Source organism: Vibrio cincinnatiensis, from assembly GCF_022113815.1.
GTDB classification, from domain to species: Bacteria; Pseudomonadota; Gammaproteobacteria; order Enterobacterales; family Vibrionaceae; genus Vibrio; species Vibrio cincinnatiensis_A.
Map to the genome: position 1 here is coordinate 223766 of NZ_SGOM01000006.1, position 18771 is coordinate 242536.

General features: G+C 42.0%; 15 protein-coding genes, 1 tRNA gene, 1 pseudogene and 1 riboswitch. Of the genes and pseudogenes, 5 read left to right on the plus strand and 12 right to left on the minus strand.

The genetic code is table 11. The features are described from left to right. Positions 1 to 10: 10 nt before the first annotated feature. On the minus strand, positions 11 to 1000 hold the full coding sequence (gene moaA, locus EXA13_RS10010) for a GTP 3',8-cyclase MoaA (protein WP_238133046.1): 990 nt from the start codon (positions 998 to 1000) through the stop codon (positions 11 to 13). Next, positions 989 to 1125: riboswitch (molybdenum cofactor riboswitch) on the minus strand. (Overlaps the previous gene by 12 nt.) Before the next feature lie 178 nt (positions 1126 to 1303). Here moaA and EXA13_RS10015 point away from each other — a divergent pair. Then, positions 1304 to 2194, plus strand: coding sequence for a YvcK family protein (locus EXA13_RS10015; protein WP_238133047.1), 891 nt, complete (start codon positions 1304 to 1306; stop codon positions 2192 to 2194). On the opposite strand, the gene luxU is transcribed toward EXA13_RS10015, so the two are convergent. From luxU to uvrB, 3 genes are all read right to left on the minus strand, one after another. Further along, the gene (luxU, locus tag EXA13_RS10020; protein WP_238133048.1) at positions 2183 to 2521 is read right to left on the minus strand and encodes a quorum-sensing phosphorelay protein LuxU; all 339 of its coding nucleotides are present in this window, start codon (positions 2519 to 2521) and stop codon (positions 2183 to 2185) included. The genes EXA13_RS10015 and luxU overlap by 12 nt on opposite strands. 6 nt (positions 2522 to 2527) lie before the next feature. Continuing rightward, complete coding sequence (gene luxO / locus EXA13_RS10025) at positions 2528 to 3934, minus strand: quorum-sensing sigma-54 dependent transcriptional regulator LuxO (protein WP_238133049.1); 1407 nt, start codon at positions 3932 to 3934, stop codon at positions 2528 to 2530. A gap of 289 nt (positions 3935 to 4223) precedes the next feature. Continuing rightward, positions 4224 to 6254, minus strand: coding sequence for an excinuclease ABC subunit UvrB (uvrB, locus tag EXA13_RS10030; protein ID WP_238133050.1), 2031 nt, complete (start codon positions 6252 to 6254; stop codon positions 4224 to 4226). Between the two features lie 654 nt (positions 6255 to 6908). On the opposite strand from uvrB, the gene EXA13_RS10035 reads away from it, so the two are divergent. Continuing rightward, positions 6909 to 6984, plus strand: a tRNA-Asn gene (locus EXA13_RS10035). Between the two features lie 117 nt (positions 6985 to 7101). On the opposite strand, the gene EXA13_RS10040 is transcribed toward EXA13_RS10035, so the two are convergent. Further along, entirely contained in the window at positions 7102 to 8514 is a 1413-nt protein-coding gene (locus tag EXA13_RS10040) for a PLP-dependent aminotransferase family protein (RefSeq protein WP_238133051.1), read from the minus strand. A gap of 154 nt (positions 8515 to 8668) precedes the next feature. Between EXA13_RS10040 and EXA13_RS10045 the strand changes: the two genes are divergently transcribed. The 3 genes and pseudogenes from EXA13_RS10045 to EXA13_RS10055 all read left to right on the plus strand — a co-directional run bounded on the left by EXA13_RS10045 (position 8669) and on the right by EXA13_RS10055 (position 11261). Further along, positions 8669 to 10036, plus strand: a complete 1368-nt coding sequence (locus tag EXA13_RS10045; RefSeq protein WP_238133052.1) for a cytochrome ubiquinol oxidase subunit I — start codon at positions 8669 to 8671, stop codon at positions 10034 to 10036. A 31-nt stretch (positions 10037 to 10067) separates the two neighbouring features. Then, a pseudogene (gene cydB, locus EXA13_RS10050) lies at positions 10068 to 11075 on the plus strand (cytochrome d ubiquinol oxidase subunit II). 93 nt (positions 11076 to 11168) lie between these two features. Beyond that, positions 11169 to 11261: a DUF2474 family protein gene (locus tag EXA13_RS10055; RefSeq protein WP_238133053.1), complete on the plus strand. Its 93-nt coding sequence runs from the start codon at positions 11169 to 11171 to the stop codon at positions 11259 to 11261. 127 nt (positions 11262 to 11388) lie between these two features. On the opposite strand, the gene EXA13_RS10060 is transcribed toward EXA13_RS10055, so the two are convergent. The 7 genes from EXA13_RS10060 to EXA13_RS10090 form a co-directional block, all read right to left on the minus strand. Then, complete coding sequence (locus EXA13_RS10060) at positions 11389 to 11886, minus strand: NAD(+) diphosphatase (RefSeq protein WP_238133054.1); 498 nt, start codon at positions 11884 to 11886, stop codon at positions 11389 to 11391. A gap of 393 nt (positions 11887 to 12279) precedes the next feature. Next, positions 12280 to 12696, minus strand: coding sequence for a helix-turn-helix domain-containing protein (locus tag EXA13_RS10065; protein WP_238133055.1), 417 nt, complete (start codon positions 12694 to 12696; stop codon positions 12280 to 12282). Positions 12697 to 13231: 535 nt separating this feature from the next. After that, a complete protein-coding gene (locus EXA13_RS10070) occupies positions 13232 to 14134 on the minus strand; it encodes an alpha/beta hydrolase (RefSeq protein ID WP_238133056.1) in 903 nt (300 codons plus the stop codon). Positions 14135 to 14235: 101 nt separating this feature from the next. Further along, positions 14236 to 15117, minus strand: coding sequence for an alpha/beta hydrolase (locus tag EXA13_RS10075; protein WP_238133057.1), 882 nt, complete (start codon positions 15115 to 15117; stop codon positions 14236 to 14238). Positions 15118 to 15177: 60 nt separating this feature from the next. After that, complete coding sequence (locus EXA13_RS10080) at positions 15178 to 17100, minus strand: TonB-dependent receptor domain-containing protein (RefSeq protein WP_430794485.1); 1923 nt, start codon at positions 17098 to 17100, stop codon at positions 15178 to 15180. A 127-nt stretch (positions 17101 to 17227) separates the two neighbouring features. Further along, entirely contained in the window at positions 17228 to 18178 is a 951-nt protein-coding gene (locus EXA13_RS10085; protein WP_238133058.1) for a LysR family transcriptional regulator, read from the minus strand. A gap of 303 nt (positions 18179 to 18481) precedes the next feature. Further along, positions 18482 to 18771 (minus strand): MerR family DNA-binding transcriptional regulator (locus EXA13_RS10090; RefSeq protein ID WP_238133059.1); only part of this gene is annotated, 290 nt, incomplete at its 5' end.

Consider the following 18771-nt stretch of genomic DNA (forward strand, 5'->3'; position numbering starts at 1 on the left):
CAGGTTGTTACTATCCACCAATAGAAGCAAGGTGTGGTGTCATTCCCGTATTGCCATCATGCAAAAAGTGGCTCTCGGATTTATTCTGTAATTGCATCTGAATGCGTTCAATCAATGCGGCTTGTTGCTCATCTTTTTGTAGTAGATCACGCAATGGAATCCCGTGTTCACCAAAAAGACACAGATGCAATTTTCCTAATGCTGAGATACGTAACCGATTACAGCTGTGACAAAAGTTTTTCTCATACGGCATAATGAGCCCAATTTCACCCTGATAGTCAGCATGAACATAAACTTGGGCTGGCCCATCATTATGAGCTCGCGCCTTGAGTACCCAGCCATCAGCCATCAATTGGTTACGTAGTGCAATACCAGACACATGGTGCTGAGTAAACAGTGAGTCCATCTCTCCGGTTTGCATTAATTCAATAAAACGTAATTGTATCGGGCGATGTTTAATCCAAGCAAGAAACTGTGGCATTGCTTGCGCATTTAAATCTTTCATGAGTACCACATTGACTTTGACTTGCTCAAAGCCGACTTCAAATGCACGATCAATCCCTTGCATCACCTGATAAAAACGATTTTCACCGGTAATTTGCTGAAACATCCGAGGGTCAAGGCTATCCACACTGACATTAATATGCGTAAGCCCGGCCTGTTTCCACTCACCTATCCCCTTCGCCATGCGATAACCGTTGGTTGTGGTGGCAATTTTTTCAATGCCATTTTCATCAGCAACCGTTTGTATTATCTCGGTAAAATCTTTACGCAGGCTGGGTTCTCCTCCTGTAATTCTTACTTTGGAGGTTCCACAATAGGCAAACGCACTGACAATGCGTTGAATTTCAGACAGGGTTAAAAATGAGGAATTTTTTCTCCCCGATGGCTGGTAGCCATCAGGTAAGCAGTAGGTACATTTAAAATTACAGACATCTGTAATAGACAAACGCAAATAATAAAACTTGCGTTGAAATCGGTCTTCAAATTGTTGCGCCACGGAACACCTTTCCAAATACGGGAGGCATGACCATTTCCAATCATGCCCTTGTGACTTGCAGTCACTGGCTTATGTCGCTTATCGTTATGGACTTAGCGACACTAAGCTCGGAGTTATGGCAACTAAAGAGGTCACTCAGGCCCACTCAATTGCAGCTAGTCGTTAAAATACTTAATATTTATGTGTGATTCCAGTACAAGCACGAAAAAAACTTACTCATTCCTCAAATTACCTCAAAATGAGTACCATCTGTACGGACATTACTCTAAATTGTAGGCCATCACTGAGCATAAGAAGAAATTTATGAGTCTCTATGAACATAAAAAAGTGGTCGCTATTGGTGGCGGCCACGGATTAGGCCGAATGTTAGCGGCGTTAAAAGTGTTTGGCGCTAATGCCACTGGTATTGTAACGACAACCGATAATGGCGGCTCAACAGGGCGAATTCGCCATTGCCAAGGCGGCATAGCATGGGGAGATACCCGTAACTGTATCAATCAGTTGATCACCGAACCCTCTATTAGTTCAATGATGTTTGAATACCGATTTAAAGGTGCAGGTGAACTGGATGGACATAATCTAGGAAACTTGATGCTCACCGCGCTTGATCATTTGTCTGTCAGGCCGCTGGATGCCATCAACCTTATCCGCAATATGCTAAAAGTTGATGTCAATATCGTTCCGATGTCTGAGCACCCCTCTGATTTAACCGCGCTGTCAACAGAAGGGAAATGGGTTACTGGGGAAACCAATGTTGATGAGATGCAGCAAGACTTGTTAAGGCTTGATCTCGATCCCGAGGTGCCAGCAACTCGAGAAGGCGTGCATGCGATTGCTCAGGCAGATGCGATCATTCTCGGCCCAGGCAGCTTCTTAACCAGTGTAATGCCGCCATTGCTGTTGCCTGAAATTGGCTTAGCGATTGCCAACAATACCCATGCTAAGCTTATTTTTGTCGAAAATCTTTCGCCAGAGTATGGCCCAGCGGGGCGGATGAGCTTAGAACAAAAACTGGAATGGTGTGAACGAGCCTGCCAAGCTCGTCAAATTGATGTCATTATTGGTGCTGAGCCTCATCCTGATTTGACCGAAAAATGGAACTGTGTCACTCGAGATTTAGCTTCTCCTAACCGTGATTGGCGACATGATCGCGTCAAGCTTCGTCAAGCCATTGAAGAACAATTAATTGATTAATCGGTAATAGTGTTTTGCAGTATGATTGAGTTCATCAATCATACTGGCCACTTCCGTTGCTTCATCCATAACCACCCCTTGCTTAAACTGGCTATCGAGCACTTGAGCCTTCGCATGTAACCGCTCTGCGCCAAAACTGGCAGCACTACTCTTTAATGCATGACTAATTTCAGCCAAGTAATCGAGGTGTCCATCCACCGATTCACTGGTTAAATTTCTCTGGTACGTTTCCAACTCACCAAGAAAAATCTCGATCAACATCGGGATGTTTTCTGCACCAATTTCTTGTGATAGGCGATCAATTTTGTTTTGGTTTATCCACTCCATGACCAATTATTGTTCCTTCTCTTGCTCTTTCTCATTCCATGCTTGTAGCTTGCGATAGATGGTTGAAGGGCTAACATCTAAATAACTGGCCGCCCGTGGAATATTGCCATCACACGCTTCGATCGCTTTTTCTATTGCTTGCTTTTCTGTCATCCATAACGGAAAGATATCCTGTACCGAAAGTCCGGTATCCACTGGCTGAGAAGCAACCGAACGCTCTTGAGTTCGAGGCAAGTTTAAAGGTGGCGGCAGCATGGGCAAAGTAATCTCCTGCCCATTATTGAGCACCACCACATTACGTAAAACATTCTGTAGTTGGCGCACATTTCCCGGCCACTCATAATGTTTAAAACGCTCTATTACTTCTGGCGAAAGACGAACAAATTCTTTTCCTTCTTCTTTCGACATATGCCCCAGCAGCGAGTAAGCAATTTCAATCACATCTTCTCCCCGCTCTCTTAATGGCGGCAAGTGGAGAGGAATCACATACAACCGGTAGTACAAGTCTTCACGGAAACGGCCTTCTTGTACTTCCTTCCATGGATCTCGGTTAGTCGCACAGACAAAGCGAACATCTACACTGTGCATTTTTGATGACCCTACTTTTTGAAAGGTTCCGGTTTGAATGAATCGCAACAGCTTGGTTTGTAGATCCAAATCCATTTCACACAATTCATCTAAAAATAGAGTGCCTCCATCAGCTAACTCGGCAGCCCCTTGTCGATCCACGGCAGCTCCTGTAAACGCTCCTTTCACATGACCAAACAATTCACTTTCGATCAAATCTTTTGGAATCGCGGCACAGTTGATCGCAATGAAAGGTTTTTCACCTCGTTTACTGGCAGCATGAATCGCCTCTGCACAGACTTCTTTTCCGGTGCCACTTTCCCCAGTAATAAAAATGCTTGCTTTACTGCTGGCGGCGGAATCAATCGTTCGATAAACCGCTTGCATGGTCTGACTGCTACCAATAAAACCTTGATAATTAGAATTGGTTGAATGACTGGGGTTATTTTTTAATTTTGAAGCTTTACGTATCGCGTTATTTACAGTAACTCGCAAACGATCAGCCTCGCAGGGTTTAATTAAAAAATCCTGCGCACCATAACGCATGGCTTCCACAGCGGTATCAATAGAACCATGAGCTGTCATAAAAATAATCGGCACATCAGGAGAACGTTCTTTAACCGCGTGCAAAACATCCATACCCGTCATATCAGGCAGGCGTAAATCCAATAAAATTAAGTCAGGTTTACGTCGATTAAGGCTTTCAATCGCAGCTCGCCCTGTACCAACAATAGTAATATCAATCTCTAGTGGAGTTAAATAAGAACGATACAACGCCGCAACCGAGGCGGTATCCTCCACCATAAGTAGATGTTTAGATTTAAATTGATTGTCAGTAAGTTGCATAACCTAGCCATTTATTTTTTGCATTTTGATCAATAATTGCATTGAGAGTCGCATTTTGCAAATGTCTCTTCACTATTTTGTCAGAAATGGGACAGCGAATCCATCAGGAAGCACTGACAAACCGCTAATTCAGGCGATTTTATATTCGGCATGATACATGCATTACTCAACATGACCCTAGCGGGTCACCTAGCCAACTGACGTTGTTAGTGAATATTATATTCATACTATATCAGCCAATAGAGTTCTTTCTATTGGCTATTTTTTTATCTTTTAAAGCCGAAAAAACTCAACTATTAACAATAAATTGCTGACGTAGCGTTTCTATCTGATCGCGCTTAGCTGCTGCCTGTTCAAATTCCAGCTCTTGTGCATGTTTATACATTTGCGCCTCTAATTTTAAAATCTCTTTTTCTAGTTGCTGAGGGGTTAAACTTCCATATCCCGCTCCCTCTTCGGCAACTTTAGATAGTGGCACAACTCGGCTAGTTTTCTGCTTGCGAGCTTTGGTGGCATCCCCAAGCTCCATAATATCGTTGATATTGCGTTTTAAAGCCTGCGGTTGAATACCCATTTTTTCATTATAAGCATGCTGTTTTTCTCTGCGTCTCTGCGTTTCATCCATTGCTTTTTGCATGGATTTTGTCACCGTATCGGCATAGAGAATGGCCTTTCCTTCTAAATGACGAGCCGCTCGACCTATAGTTTGGATTAATGATCGTTCTGAACGCAAAAAACCTTCTTTATCCGCATCTAAAATCGCAACCAAAGAGACTTCAGGCATATCTAACCCTTCACGCAATAAGTTGATACCCACCAGTACATCAAAAACGCCTAATCTTAAGTCTCGAATAATCTCAACACGCTCAACTGTATCAATATCTGAGTGTAAGTAACGAACCTTGACGCCATGCTCATGTAAATATTCAGTGAGGTCCTCTGCCATCCGCTTTGTCAAGGTGGTAACCAAAACGCGCTCATCTTTCACGGATCGCAAACGAATTTCAGATAACAAATCATCCACTTGAGTCGCCACAGGGCGTACTTCTAGTTCAGGGTCAAGTAACCCCGTTGGCCGAACTACTTGTTCAACCACTTCTCCGGCTGATTTCTCTAATTCATAGTGGCTCGGTGTCGCTGACACAAAAATCGTTTGTGGAGCTAATGCTTCAAATTCATCAAACTTCAATGGGCGGTTATCCAGCGCCGAAGGCAACCGAAATCCAAATTCAACTAAAGTTTCTTTACGTGAACGGTCCCCTTTGTACATCGCCCCAATTTGCGGAACAGTTACATGCGATTCATCAATAACCAACAAACCATCATGCGGCAAATAATCAAAAAGAGTCGGTGGTGGCTCCCCTTCACTACGACCACTAAGATAACGAGAGTAGTTTTCGATACCCGAGCAAAAACCCAGCTCATTCATCATTTCAATATCAAACTGAGTTCGCTGAGAAATCCGCTGCTCTTCCAGTAGCTTATTATTCTCGAGTAAGTATTGACGTCGGAGTTGTAGCTCTTGTTTGATCTGCTCAATCGCTTCCAGAATTCGCTCTCGAGGGGTGACATAGTGGGTTTTAGGATAGATGGTATAACGAGCCAGATCACGCTGTTTAACCGCTCCGGTTAATGGGTCAAATAAACTGATACACTCCACCTCATCATCAAACATCTCCACCCGCACCGCTTCTTGTTCTGATTCTGCGGGAAAAATATCAATCACCTCGCCGCGAACCCGAAACTGCCCACGCTCAAACGCCATTTCATTACGGGTATACTGCAGTTCAGCTAAACGGCGGAGCATATCTCGCTGATTAAGTACATCTCCACGGCGTAAATGCAACATCATCTTTAGGTAAGAATCAGGATCGCCCAAACCATAAATTGCAGAAACCGATGCCACAATGATGGCATCTTTACGTTCGAGTAAAGCTTTCGTGGCAGATAAACGCATCTGCTCTATATGAGCATTAACGGAAGCATCTTTCTCAATAAAGGTGTCGGTGGTAGGAACATAAGCTTCAGGCTGGTAATAATCGTAATAAGAGACAAAATATTCCACCGCGTTATGCGGGAAAAAATTTTTCATTTCCCCATACAATTGAGCCGCTAACGTTTTATTCGGCGCTAATAAGATCGTTGGACGCTGCGCTCTAGCAATGACATTAGCGAGAGTAAACGTTTTTCCCGACCCCGTCACACCCAACAATGTTTGGTGTGCTAGCCCAGCGTCAATGCCTTCTAACAAGCGTTGAATGGCTTCGGGTTGATCACCAGAAGGTTGATAGTGCGAAACTAGCTCAAATGCTTTGCTCATTGTCGTCTTTCCATCTTAGCGATTTTTATCACAAGTATTCTCCGCATCCCGTCAGTGACTAGCAAGCAAAAGTCTTCAAAATACATCGAAAAGGCCCCTTACTTTTCAGATGAATACGCAAGTATTCCAATAAAGCCAATAGAACAACGACCCGCAATTATAAGAACCCTTTTTACTTACAACACAATCTTGCGCAGCAGATCGCGTAAACCTCAAAATAAACAATAGCCAACCTCTTTTTACTTTGCTATCATCCTCAGCCCTAGCGATACCCCACCCCAATATTTACAACAAAACAATCCACTGCTTTTCCCCATTTTCCCTAAAGATATCTTATTTCTGCAGTATTCTTGTCATACGCCTTTCACATAAAAAACCTGTTGATAAACCAATAAATAAAAACAAAAACAATTAGTTACCAACAAATTTCATCATGTACATCGTAAAAAAACAAAGACAAAAATATCAAGAGAATAATTATTCAACACTCATCAACATGGTTATCCACAAATTTGGTGGATAACTAATTTAAGGTCAAAGCCGGCAAGGGATACAGAAAAGTAAAGCCTTCAAAGCAAAAAAAATCCCACTTTTTTTAATACCAATAGTTGACACATTAGGACCGAGTAGCTACCATCCGCTGCACAAACCAATTCCCCCTTAGTTCAGTTGGTAGAACGGCGGACTGTTAATCCGTATGTCGCAGGTTCGAGTCCCGCAGGGGGAGCCAAATTCCAGAAGAAAGACGTCCTAGGACGTCTTTTTTTGTCTCTAAACCTAGCTATTTCAAGGAATTGCATTTTAAATTAAAAAGTAGCCTCCGTGACATTTACTCCCTGACATACTCTTAACGACAGAAGTTATTAATAATCTGACTTAATTTTTTAATCGCTCTCATCCTCGTCTCATTGAGCTCAAAGGATGCATTTAGCCGAATACAGTGGTTATATTGCTCTGTTAGACTAAACATTTTACCAGGAGCAATGCTAATATTTTCGCTCAATGCCGCATGATATACATTCAAAGCATCAACATGCTTGGGCATTTCCAGCCAAATAAAATACCCACCGGGTTGATTCACAATTTTCACATTTTGATGAAGATAATGCTTAAATGCTGCCACCATTTCCATCTTTCGTTTTTGTAAGTGTTTACGAAGGTTTTTTAAGTGCATCTCATAATGGCGACCACTTAAATAGTTTTTGAGGGTAAGTTGGATAGGCGCACTGGTCGCAAGCGTGCTCATTAATTGTAATTTTTGTATTTGTATTGCCCGATTCCCAGCCGCCACCCATCCAATACGCAAACCTGCGATTAAGGATTTAGAAAATGAAGAACACAGCATGGTATTGCCACTCTCATCAAATGCCCGAATGGGCGATACGGATTCATTCCCCACATATAACTCGCCATAAACATCATCTTCAATCAGGGGAATGTTGTAACGCTGTAATATTTCACTCACTTGTTTTTTCTTCTCTAAAGACATCGTAAAACCCAAGGGATTTTGATGATTAGACATAAACCAACAAGCTTTAACATCATGAGTTTGAAAGGCCCGCTCTAAGGAGTCTAAATCAATACCACTATAAGGGTCTGTACGAATCGAAAGTGCTTTAAGACCGAGACGTTCTAATGATTGCAGCGTTCCATAAAAGGTAGGGGATTCCACCACAACCCAATCACCGGCTCGGGTACAGGCTTGTAAACTGAGATTTAGCGCTTCTAATGCTCCTGCGGTAATCACAATTTCATCGGGAGAAATGTTGACACCTTTTGCTGCATAACGCTTAGCAATAAGAATTCGAAGCGCTTCATTGCCTGGTGGTAAATTATCAAATGAACTGGTGATGGGCATATTACGCGCAGCAGAGGTCAGCGCACGATTCACTTGTTGTCGCGGATAAAGAGCCGGATCGGGATAAGAAAACCCTAAATTAATCATTTGCGGCTTTTTACTGGCTTGCAAGATCTCAAAAATAAACGCATTAATATCGACTTTTTCCGTCCACGATATGGCAGCTTGAGTGACTTGACTCTGGTTTTTTTTGACCGTCGGAGCGACACAATAACCGGAGCGTGGACGAGCAATGAGCCATCCCTGCGATTCCAGAACTTGATAAGCATGTAAAACGGTCATTAAACTAAGCCCAGTATGTTCGACTTGCTTACGAAGTGACGGCAACTTATCCCCAGGATTCCATATGCCCGATTTAATTTGTCGCTGTATGCCTTCCACTAGCTCTTCATATTTAGCCAAATTACACCACTCCCAACCCAAAAATGCCGCTAATATATAACAATAGAAAAATACAACTGTTATAGCACAAAGTTCATTTTCTGTATCTATGAGAAAAGAAAGATCCTATCTAGCATTAGAACCTCATAAGTATCATAAGATTCAAAGGAAGTTTATGTTCGGTCTCGACGCCTTTATGCTTGCGAGGATACAGTTTGCGTTTACTGTTTCCTTTCATATTATTTTTCCTGCCATCACGATTGGGCTAGCGACTTATTTAGCGGTGCTCGAAGGGTTATGGCTAAAAACGCATAACAAAGATTACAAAACTCTTTACCTATTTTGGTCAAAAATTTTTGCGATCAACTTCGGTATGGGGGTTGTGTCTGGCTTGGTCATGGCTTATCAATTTGGTACCCACTGGAGCGGATTTTCACGCTTTGCAGGAAGCATCACTGGACCTCTATTAACTTATGAAGTTCTCACTGCCTTTTTCCTAGAAGCTGGTTTTCTTGGTGTTATGCTATTTGGGTGGAAAAAAGTAGGACGGGAAATTCATTTCTTTGCGACCTGTATGGTTGCATTAGGTACGATCATTTCCACCTTTTGGATTCTCGCCTCCAATAGTTGGATGCACACGCCTCAAGGCCATGAAATCGTGAATGGACAGGTCATTCCTGTTGATTGGTTCAAGGTCATTTTTAATCCATCATTTCCCTACCGCTTAGCTCACATGACGGTTTCTGCCTTTTTAAGTTCCGCCCTTTTTGTGAGTGCATCCGCAGCTTGGCACCTGTTACGTGGTAATGAGACGAATGCGATAAGAAAAATGTTTTCTATGTCACTTTGGATGTTACTGCTCGTCGCACCAATACAGGCCTTCATTGGTGATTTACATGGTTTGAATACACTTGAGTATCAACCTGAAAAAATTGCTGCCATAGAAGGACACTGGGACAATTCAAACGGTAAGCCCACGCCGCTAATTCTGTTTGGTTTGCCCAATATGGACACAGAGCAAACGGATTACGCCATCGAGCTCCCCGTACTCGGTAGCCTAATACTCAAACACAGCCTGACCGAGCCTATTCCAGCGTTAAAAGACTTCCCAAAAGATGAAAGGCCAAATTCCACGGTCATCTTCTGGTCGTTTCGAATCATGGTAGGGCTTGGATTACTCATGATTTTGCAAGGTGTGCTTGGGCTAATTTTACGTCGAAACGAACAAGTTTACCGTTCTCCCGCTTTTTTAAAGCTGAGCCTGTTTATGGGCCCCTCAGGTTTAATCGCCATATTAGCAGGTTGGTTTACCACCGAGATTGGTCGTCAACCTTGGGTGGTTTATGGTTTGATGAAAACAAAAGATGCGGTATCAACACACGGAGACTTAACCATGAGCGTTAGTCTCATCACCTTTTTCGTTGTTTACAGCTTAGTGTTTGGTTTTGGTTATTTCTACATGATTCGTCAAATCCAAAAAGGTCCTGTAGACAATGACCATTTAAGTAATCATACAACCGACACCATCTCTGGCCGAATATAACTTCCAACGAAATAAAATGAGGTAAAATATCATGCTGTTTGACTTATCCGTTATTTGGTTCGGAATAATCATTTTTGCAACCCTAATGTATATTGTCATGGATGGATTTGATTTGGGTATCGGTATATTAATGCCGTTTATCAAAGATAAAAAACAGAAAGATGTCATGGTCAACAGTGTCGCCCCAGTTTGGGATGGCAATGAGACCTGGCTGGTTCTGGGAGGGGCGGGGTTGTTTGGTGCTTTTCCTTTAGCTTACTCCGTGATCATTGAAGCATTGACCATTCCGCTCACCATTATGCTTGTTGCTTTAATTTTTCGCGGTGTTGCTTTTGAATTTCGCTTCAAAGCCCTTCCCTCCCATCTCCCATTTTGGGATCGGGCCTTTATGGCCGGTTCTATTATCACTACGTATTGTCAAGGAGTGGTTGTCGGTGCTGTACTGCAAGGATTTAACGTTGAAGGCCAAGAATTTGTCGGAGGCCCACTCGACTGGATAACCCCGTTCCCACTTTTCTGTGGCGTAGGCTTAGTTGCTGCCTATGCGTTATTGGGCAATACCTGGCTTATCATGAAAACAAAAGGAGCATAGCAGGAAACCATGTTCTCTTATAACAAAGTGATCCTGTTCGCTACACTCTTGTCCTTTGCCATTGTGAGTATTTGGACCCCGATAGAACATGCAGCTATCGCTCATCGTTGGTTCAGTTTGCCAAACCTGTATTATCTAGCCCCTCTCCCATTAATAACATTAATACTATGCTGGGCCTTATATCGTTCTATTCAAAAACAAAAAGAAAGCCTACCATTTTGGCTAGTACTTGGTTTTATTTTATTGGGATTTATAGGCTTGGGCATTAGTATTTGGCCAAATATTATTCCCCCCAACATCACTATTTGGCAAGCAGCCGCACCTTATGAAAGTCAGCGGTTTATGCTAATAGGTACTGGTCTTATTTTACCCATAATTCTAGTGTATACATTCTGGAGCTATTACGTCTTTTCAGGGAAAGTGGATGAAAATGCAGCTTATCATTGAGGATCCAAAAAAATTGAATATGAAAATAAATCAGTCAATATTGATAGAAGAACGATGATGAAATTATCAAAAATAATACGCCAAGGCTCGTGGATGATAGGAATTTGGATCATAAGTGTATTAGCGCTTGCCGCTGCTTCACTAACTTTTCGTTTATTAATGACGGCTGCGGGATTTAAATCTTAATATTTCGATTATTTATCACCCCCTTTCATCGCTGATGGATGGGGGTATTCCCTTGATGAGAAAATGAGACACACTACCGATACGAATAAATTACAGCCCATCCCATAATTATAGAGATAGCATACATTTAATTAAGAGATTGAATCGCACGTTTCAAGAATGTTTCCGCTAAACTATTGGGTTTAATTTCTAATAACGCCGCCTCGAAAGGAAACCAAGCTGCTGAATCAATTTCATGATTAGTTCCAGATAAATCTTCCGATTCAGCAATACAAAGATAATTACATACCAGAGTATTAGACTTCGAATAATATTCACTACTCATATAACGAGGGCTATGAACCAATAACCCCGTTTCTTCCTCTATTTCCCGAATAACCGTTGTTTCGAGATTTTCACCTTGAGAGACATAACCGGCAACTAATATATTATCTTGACTACCATATTGCTGTACAAGCAAAACGCTATTCTGGTCTGGGTTTAAAATAATAGCACTGATGGCAACACTAAAGTGAGGGAAACGATATTCATTACAATGATGGCAAAAAGGAATAACCCCTTCACCCGCACATTCTTTTTTCAATAATAATTGTCCACAATTTTCACAAAATTTTTCTTTTTCCATTGGTTCACCAGAATGTTAAATCAAGGGTACTGTCTCATCAAAAAATCATTAAATATTAAAACTAGAATCAAACTCTATAAGGCATCAACTATTCTATATCTAAATGCGTTAATTTTAACATAAAATATGGAGGATAAACCTATACAGAATGTCATTAAATATGATATAACAGCATAACTAGACGCCTCTTACTCGCCATTTAATGTAATGGCCATATCTTATTCAGCAATGGACAACCAGTTTTTTCTGAGTTAAAAAACAAGAAAAACCATCAATAAACTGGCAGGATATGGTTATAACAGCGAATTATTATTTTCCTGTGTGGATAAGAGCGATCACTGCCATCAAATAGGTTCAAACTTGATTCATTCATCTGAGTCATATTTAGGGACATTAACTTTTTATACCAAATTGAGCTGGAGTATATCGCCTCACCAGTTTCATCAATTTTTGGAAGGACTTGCACTCTAAATGTGAATCGTAGGGACAAGATGCCACATGATTTAGGCTATCACGAACGGCCTGTAGGCGTTTGATGTGGTCGTCAATATCTTGAGCCTTTTGAGCTAATAAATCACGATCAATAACCAGTGTATTCTCCTCTGACGAGTTAAACATTTCGGAAATTTCATTCAGGGATAAACCAGCCAAACGACCAAGACGAATAATATTCAGTTTATTTAGCACCTCTGATGAATATTGGCGTCTTAGTCCATTTCTTCCCACTGAACGAATCAGCTTTATCTGTTCATAATACCTCAGCGTTGATGGGGGTAACCCCGATATTTTTACTACTTCAGAAATATCCATACGATTAACCATTGACCTAAAGTTAACTTTAAGTTGTACCATGACTTTCCCATTACAACCAGTTAAACCTAGTGAAACTTTGGAGGAAAGAATGTCACTTTGTAGTGAATATCATCAATTATTTTAACCTCTTTTAAATAAGGCAGAGCTTACCTCACCGAGGAAATTTCGGGGATAATGTCCTGATGGGGCTCTTCTTTAGATGTTTTAAAACAGAATAGGGGCCAACGGTGGGTTATATAGGGACTGATTGAGTTGAGCGTTACAAAATACATAGATAGCCCGATGCTCTAAAGACACCGCACCTGGAACAGTGAAATCACCAGCATTGATACTTACGAACCATGCCCAAAGAGATAACCTAATAGATGACTATTTATAGTTCGTATTGAAGAAAGTTCTTAAATCCTGTCGGTGTATCTATGCAACTTGATCAAAGACCAAGCTTTTAAACTCGGTCTTTGTCAGCGATCTGTTGCGCCTTTTTGTCTCTAAAGAAAATCTTTTCAGCTGATGAGGTCAGATAAGCATATTTCTACTCGGCATTCGCCTGAATAAATCCTAGCACTCGAGCAACATAGGCCTCAGTATCAAAGATCGGGTCGCCATGCTGAGCTCCTTCAACCAAGTAAAGGTCATTCTCGATACCATGACTATCGAGTACACTTTTCAAATGCTCACTTTGGCTATACGGCACGGTGGTATCATTGAGGCCATGAAATATAATGAAGGGGGGAGTCACATCATCAATGTAAGTTGTTGGAGAAGCCCATTTAGCAAAATCAGCATTTTCTCTTGGTGATTTACCCAGCATTTTGGCTTGTGATGAGTCTGGTGCGTCATGGTCGATTGCTCCGCTGTTTCCTTTCAGTTCAACAAGATCGCTCGGTCCAAAAAAATCCACCACTGCGGACACTTTATAACGCGGCTCATGCCCTGCGAGATAAAAGCCACTGTCATAAGTATTAGACGTCGCCACTAACATCGCCAAATGCGCCCCAGCAGACCGGCCCATCATCACAACACGATCACTCTTTAAAGAGAACTCCTGACGGTGATCCATCAGATAGTTGATCGCATCGTTAATATCTGCGACTGGTGCAGGAAACGTTGCTTCGCTGCTTAAGCGATAATTTACCACCACCACCGCGTAACCTTGCTTTAACAACGTGTTCGCTAATCGTCCATTTTTAGTAAAAAATTCATCTTTCGATCCACGCATCCATGCTCCACCATGAACCCATACGAGTAAAGGTGCCGCTTGTTGTTGATTAGGCTGATAAAGGTCCAAGGCAAGAGCCTTTCCGTTCACTGTCTTATAATCGATGGTTTGTTTTTGAACAGGAACTGGTGTGATCTCAAGCCCATTTCTCGCACTACAACCCAATAAGCTGACGATACCAATCAGCATTGTTAGCCCTATTGTTGCTCTTTTCATTATGATGACCTCTTAAGATAGTACACAAGCCAATATAAAAGTAATGGCTCGACCTCTCCACTCACTTTGCATTTATTTACCTTGCAACCTGCGAATTGATTTCAATCAGTTACCGGCAAATAGCGTTGAATAAAACGAATAACGGTAGGAACGTATTTCTCCGTATCAAAGACTTTCGCGCTATGGCCCACGCCTGGTTCAATCAAAAATTGATTCTCTACTCTGTGCTGATCCAACTCCTTTTTAAACTCCATACTTTGTATTATTGGTACTTGTTTATCTCTATCACCATGAAGTAAAAGAAACGGTGGTGTTTGAGCAGAAACATAGCTGATCGGTGAAGCTTGTTTCGCCAACTCCGGGGCTTGTGCCGGAATAGCGCCAAGAAATTTAGAAACGGATGAATTTGGAGTGGTCTTGTCGCCTTTGGCATTACCTAACGCTAATAAATCCATTGGCCCAAAGAAACTGACCACGGCGGCAACTTGATATTTGGGTTCAAAGGGAAAATTGAGATCTCGATGCGTGTTCAGCACGCCGATCAGTCCCGCTAGGTGCCCTCCCGCAGATCGCCCCATTAGCACCACTTTTTCAGCATCAAAATGATACTCATCTGCCCTTTGATGCAAAAAGTTGATCGCATCATTAATATCGATCACCGGTTGAGGAAAACTCGCTTGCCCGCTTAATCGATATTCAACCGCAGCCAAGGCATAGCCCTGAGCAAGTACCGAATCAAGCAGTTGTCGATTGCCCGTTTCAATCGCTTCTTTACTACCTCTCTTCCATGCTCCGCCATGAATCCAAACTAGTAACGGTGGACGCTCAACCCTAAACTCCTGAGGAAAATAGATATTGATCTTCAGTGCTTGCCCATCAATCGTTTTATAGACGACATCTCTACTGACGTTAGCGTTAACATCTAAACTTAAGCTTGGTGATGCAAAACAACACAGCAACAAGAAATAAATAATTTTTTTCATGATCAATTCTCAAAGTCTCTGGTGATCATGGCACCAGAGACATGTGGTTTAAAAGTGAGATTAAAATGTCGTGTTGATAGCGAACCAATAACGCCGCCCATCTTCCACATAACCATATTCTTGATAAGTGGTTTCTTTATCAAACAGATTGTAGATACCGGCCATAAGCTTGACATTGGTATTGAGTTGCCAATGAGCACCAAAGTCGAAATAGGTGACTGAAGGGGCTAGCACATTGCGAGAATCTTGGGTAATTGCCTGTTTTTCTTTACTCCGGTAGGAGGTACGAGTCCAAATATTGAGATGATCAACGACAGACCAGTTGGTATTAATCGCCAAAAGATGATTAGGCATCTGAGTCAGCGGCAATCCTTTGTCATCACCAGACTGTTTTTCCGTCTCACTATAGGTATAGGTTGCTGACACATCGAGAGTTTGAACAATGTTTTTCGAGATAGACACTTCCGCGCCATACGTTTTGGCATCTTCGACATTGACGTAAGTGGCATCGCAGGCTCGGCCACTGCAGTTGGCGTCAAGGTTGACCTTGTCAATTTTATCTTCGAAGCGATTATAAAACAGCGTCACGTTCGATGTGAGAGAATCATCGCCAACAAAATAAATTCCTATTTCCGTATTGACCGATGTTTCAGGTTTCAGATTTGGGTTACCAAAGACCTCGCAGCGACCATTGCAGCTTTCTTGTACCCAATCGCCTTCCATCTCCGTCAAGCTCGGCGCACGATAGCCTGTCGAAAGCCCACCTTTTAGCGTCCAATGGCGATCTAAGCTATAAACACCGTATAGACGTGGGCTTAGTTGAGTATCAAACTGATCATTATTGTCCAAGCGTAACCCTGCGGTTAATGCAAACAGATCGGTTAAGTACCATTCATCTTCGGCATACAAAGACCACTGGCGGTTTTTAAACAAAAACTGGCGATTATCCAACTGCTGTTTTTCGTAAGCAGCACCCACCGTCAAATAATGTTCGCCAATGGGCATCGACCACTGTGTATTCACGCTGGTATTTTCGACCTCCAATTGACGCCCCACATTTTCAACGTTTTCGTGACTTAAATACGATTGACCTTGCCCCCATTGATAAGTCCCAGCATGAGCCAAGCCGAATGAGCGACGGTGGTTATGGGTTTCTGCATTTGCCGTTCTGGACTTGTTTTCAGTATTGATGCGTTGTTGATCATGATAGGTATAGTCGAAGGTCAGCGTATCGTCATCGGTCGGTGTCAGATAAAGCGACGCGCGATAACTTTGTAGCTCCTTACCCCCATTAGCATATAAGATTTCATCTTCTTTACGCTCTTGATACAAACCCGATAGCGAAGCGCTGAGTAAGTTCTCCAGTAACGGGCCTGCAAGATAAAGCTCGCCTTGATAAAAATCACCAGATTGGGCCGTTTCTTGCAATGTTGCTTCAGCACGAAGGCTACCGTGCCACTGCTGATAATCTTTGCGGGTAATGATGTTGATAACACCACCGATCGCATCCGAACCATACAACGTCGACATGGGGCCACGTACCACTTCGATACGTTCAATAGCATTCAGCGGAGGTAACCAGTCCTGTTCAAAACCACCACCACTACTCACTTGAGTTTCGCGCCCCGACTGCTTGCGCCCATCAACAAGAATAACCGTATATTCAGAAGGCATCCCTCGTAAAGAAATCTCCTGACGCGAACCACCTCCGGTGATAATGACCCCCGGAAGATCTTTCAGAGCATCGGTTAAGTCTTTGTAAGAGCGACTATCTAACTGCACACGGTCAATCACACTAATCGATGCTGGCGCTTCAGTGGCAACTTTGTCATAACCTGATGCGGTCACCACCAAGGTTTCTATCGAAGAATCATCTATCTGCGCAGCAAAAGCAGGGGTAAAAAGAACGGTACTTAGCCCTATCGTCATCATTTCTGTCATTTTTACAGACTTACGACGACAATCAAAACGAACTGGTTGCATGATAATTAATCTAGATTGTTACTGATAATTATTATCAATTAGATAGAGGGGAAGATAAATTAGCAATCAGAATCGTATTTATGAATGCGAATGTCACTATCCGCATATTGCATAACACTGCTACAAATTATGCAATTATTAGATTTTCCGCATGATCTTCGACATAACATTGTTTAAAAATTGAGCGCACCCATTCACACATCGCATCATCATGAAACCGCTTGTGCCAATAGAGATACACCGAGGTAAAGTCTAAGCGGAGTTCATTCGGGACAGATCGGGTGATTAAGCGACGATCTCGACACTCCTCCTCAGCATAAGCAGCAGGAAGATGGAAGATGATATCGCTTGTCGCTGCAATATTCGCTGCAGAACTGAAATGACTGAGCAGCACAGGAACCGATAGGCGATTCTTTTTATCGACTAAGCCAAGCTCAATAAATTTATGTTCAAACGAAAGGGTTTTCTCTCCCTGCAAAGAAATTTGTCCAAAACTGCAATGGCGCAATTTTTTCGCCGAGAGTGTTTGCTCGGCAAGCGGATGCTCCCGACTCATAAGTAGCTTAAATTCACGTTGGGCAACTATCATTCGGTATAAATTTTGATCAGAACTGGGGGGCTGATGAGCAGATAGAACAAAATGCACATCACCGGCAATCAAGGCTTCGAAGTGCCGTTTCGCTGTAGTATCAATACTGATGGTCATTTTCGGCGCTTGACGGCGAATTTCACCAATCACCGTGGGCATTAAGGTATTGATCTGCGGCTGGAGACCAAAAAATCGTACAGTACTTGTGGTCGTTTGCGGATCAAAGGACTGTTTGTTCACCAATACTTCTAAACTATTGATCACTAAATTGATGTCTTGCTTGATATTCAAGGCTTTCGGCGTTAACTCATAGCCTAAATGAGTTCGAACCAAAAGCTCATCGGAAAATAGTGCACGCATTTTTTGCAGCGCACGGCTGACAGATGACTGGCTAACATTCATTCTCAGAGCCGTATTCGAGACATGCTTTTCTTCAAGTAAATGCTTAAGAATCAGTAAAGAATGTAGATCAACTTGCAATATATCCATATTTAAAGTTCTTTAATAAAAATACTTATATACAAAAATACCTGCAAACTAGGAATCAAGGTTATGCAGATTAGAAAATTTAGGTTTCATTATTAAACAAAGCGAAAAAATTCTCATAAATCTATCTTTTCAGCTACCTATAAAAATTGGAAATGTAAAATGTCGGAGAGCAATTTTTGGTAATACAGCCCAACTGAATTAGTGGTTTCTCACTCCTTGGATACTGCAACGAGTTCGCTAAAAAGCCATGCTATTGAAATTGAAGACATAAGCATTTATCTGGTATATATCTGGATAAGACCATTAAAAATCAACGCCATAAAAACCAGCCAAACGACCAAGACAAATAATATTCAGTTTATTTAGCACCTCTGATGAATATTGGCGTCTTAGTCCATTTCTTCCCACTGAACGAATCAGCTTTATCTGTTCATAATACCTCAGCGTTGATGGGGGCAACCCCGATATTTTTACTACTTCAGAAATATCCATACGATTAACCATTGACCTAAAGTTAACTTTAAGTTGTACCATGACTTTCCCATTACAACCAGTTAAACCTAGTGAAACTTTGGAGGAAAGAATGTCACTTT

What these genes read in the sequence shown, in the direction of transcription:
- EXA13_RS10015 (WP_238133047.1), top strand. Translation starts at nt 1,304, where the DNA reads ATGAGTCTCTATGAACATAAAAAAGTGGTCGCTATTGGTGGCGGCCAC.
- luxU (WP_238133048.1), bottom strand. Translation starts at nt 2,521, where the DNA reads ATGGAGTGGATAAACCAAAACAAAATTGATCGCCTATCACAAGAAATT.
- luxO (WP_238133049.1), bottom strand. Translation starts at nt 3,934, where the DNA reads ATGCAACTTACTGACAATCAATTTAAATCTAAACATCTACTTATGGTG.
- uvrB (WP_238133050.1), bottom strand. Translation starts at nt 6,254, where the DNA reads ATGAGCAAAGCATTTGAGCTAGTTTCGCACTATCAACCTTCTGGTGAT.
- EXA13_RS10045 (WP_238133052.1), top strand. Translation starts at nt 8,669, where the DNA reads ATGTTCGGTCTCGACGCCTTTATGCTTGCGAGGATACAGTTTGCGTTT.
- EXA13_RS10055 (WP_238133053.1), top strand. Translation starts at nt 11,169, where the DNA reads ATGATAGGAATTTGGATCATAAGTGTATTAGCGCTTGCCGCTGCTTCA.
- EXA13_RS10060 (WP_238133054.1), bottom strand. Translation starts at nt 11,886, where the DNA reads ATGGAAAAAGAAAAATTTTGTGAAAATTGTGGACAATTATTATTGAAA.
- EXA13_RS10065 (WP_238133055.1), bottom strand. Translation starts at nt 12,696, where the DNA reads ATGGATATTTCTGAAGTAGTAAAAATATCGGGGTTACCCCCATCAACG.
- EXA13_RS10070 (WP_238133056.1), bottom strand. Translation starts at nt 14,134, where the DNA reads ATGAAAAGAGCAACAATAGGGCTAACAATGCTGATTGGTATCGTCAGC.
- EXA13_RS10075 (WP_238133057.1), bottom strand. Translation starts at nt 15,117, where the DNA reads ATGAAAAAAATTATTTATTTCTTGTTGCTGTGTTGTTTTGCATCACCA.
- EXA13_RS10080 (WP_430794485.1), bottom strand. Translation starts at nt 17,100, where the DNA reads ATGCAACCAGTTCGTTTTGATTGTCGTCGTAAGTCTGTAAAAATGACA.
- EXA13_RS10085 (WP_238133058.1), bottom strand. Translation starts at nt 18,178, where the DNA reads ATGGATATATTGCAAGTTGATCTACATTCTTTACTGATTCTTAAGCAT.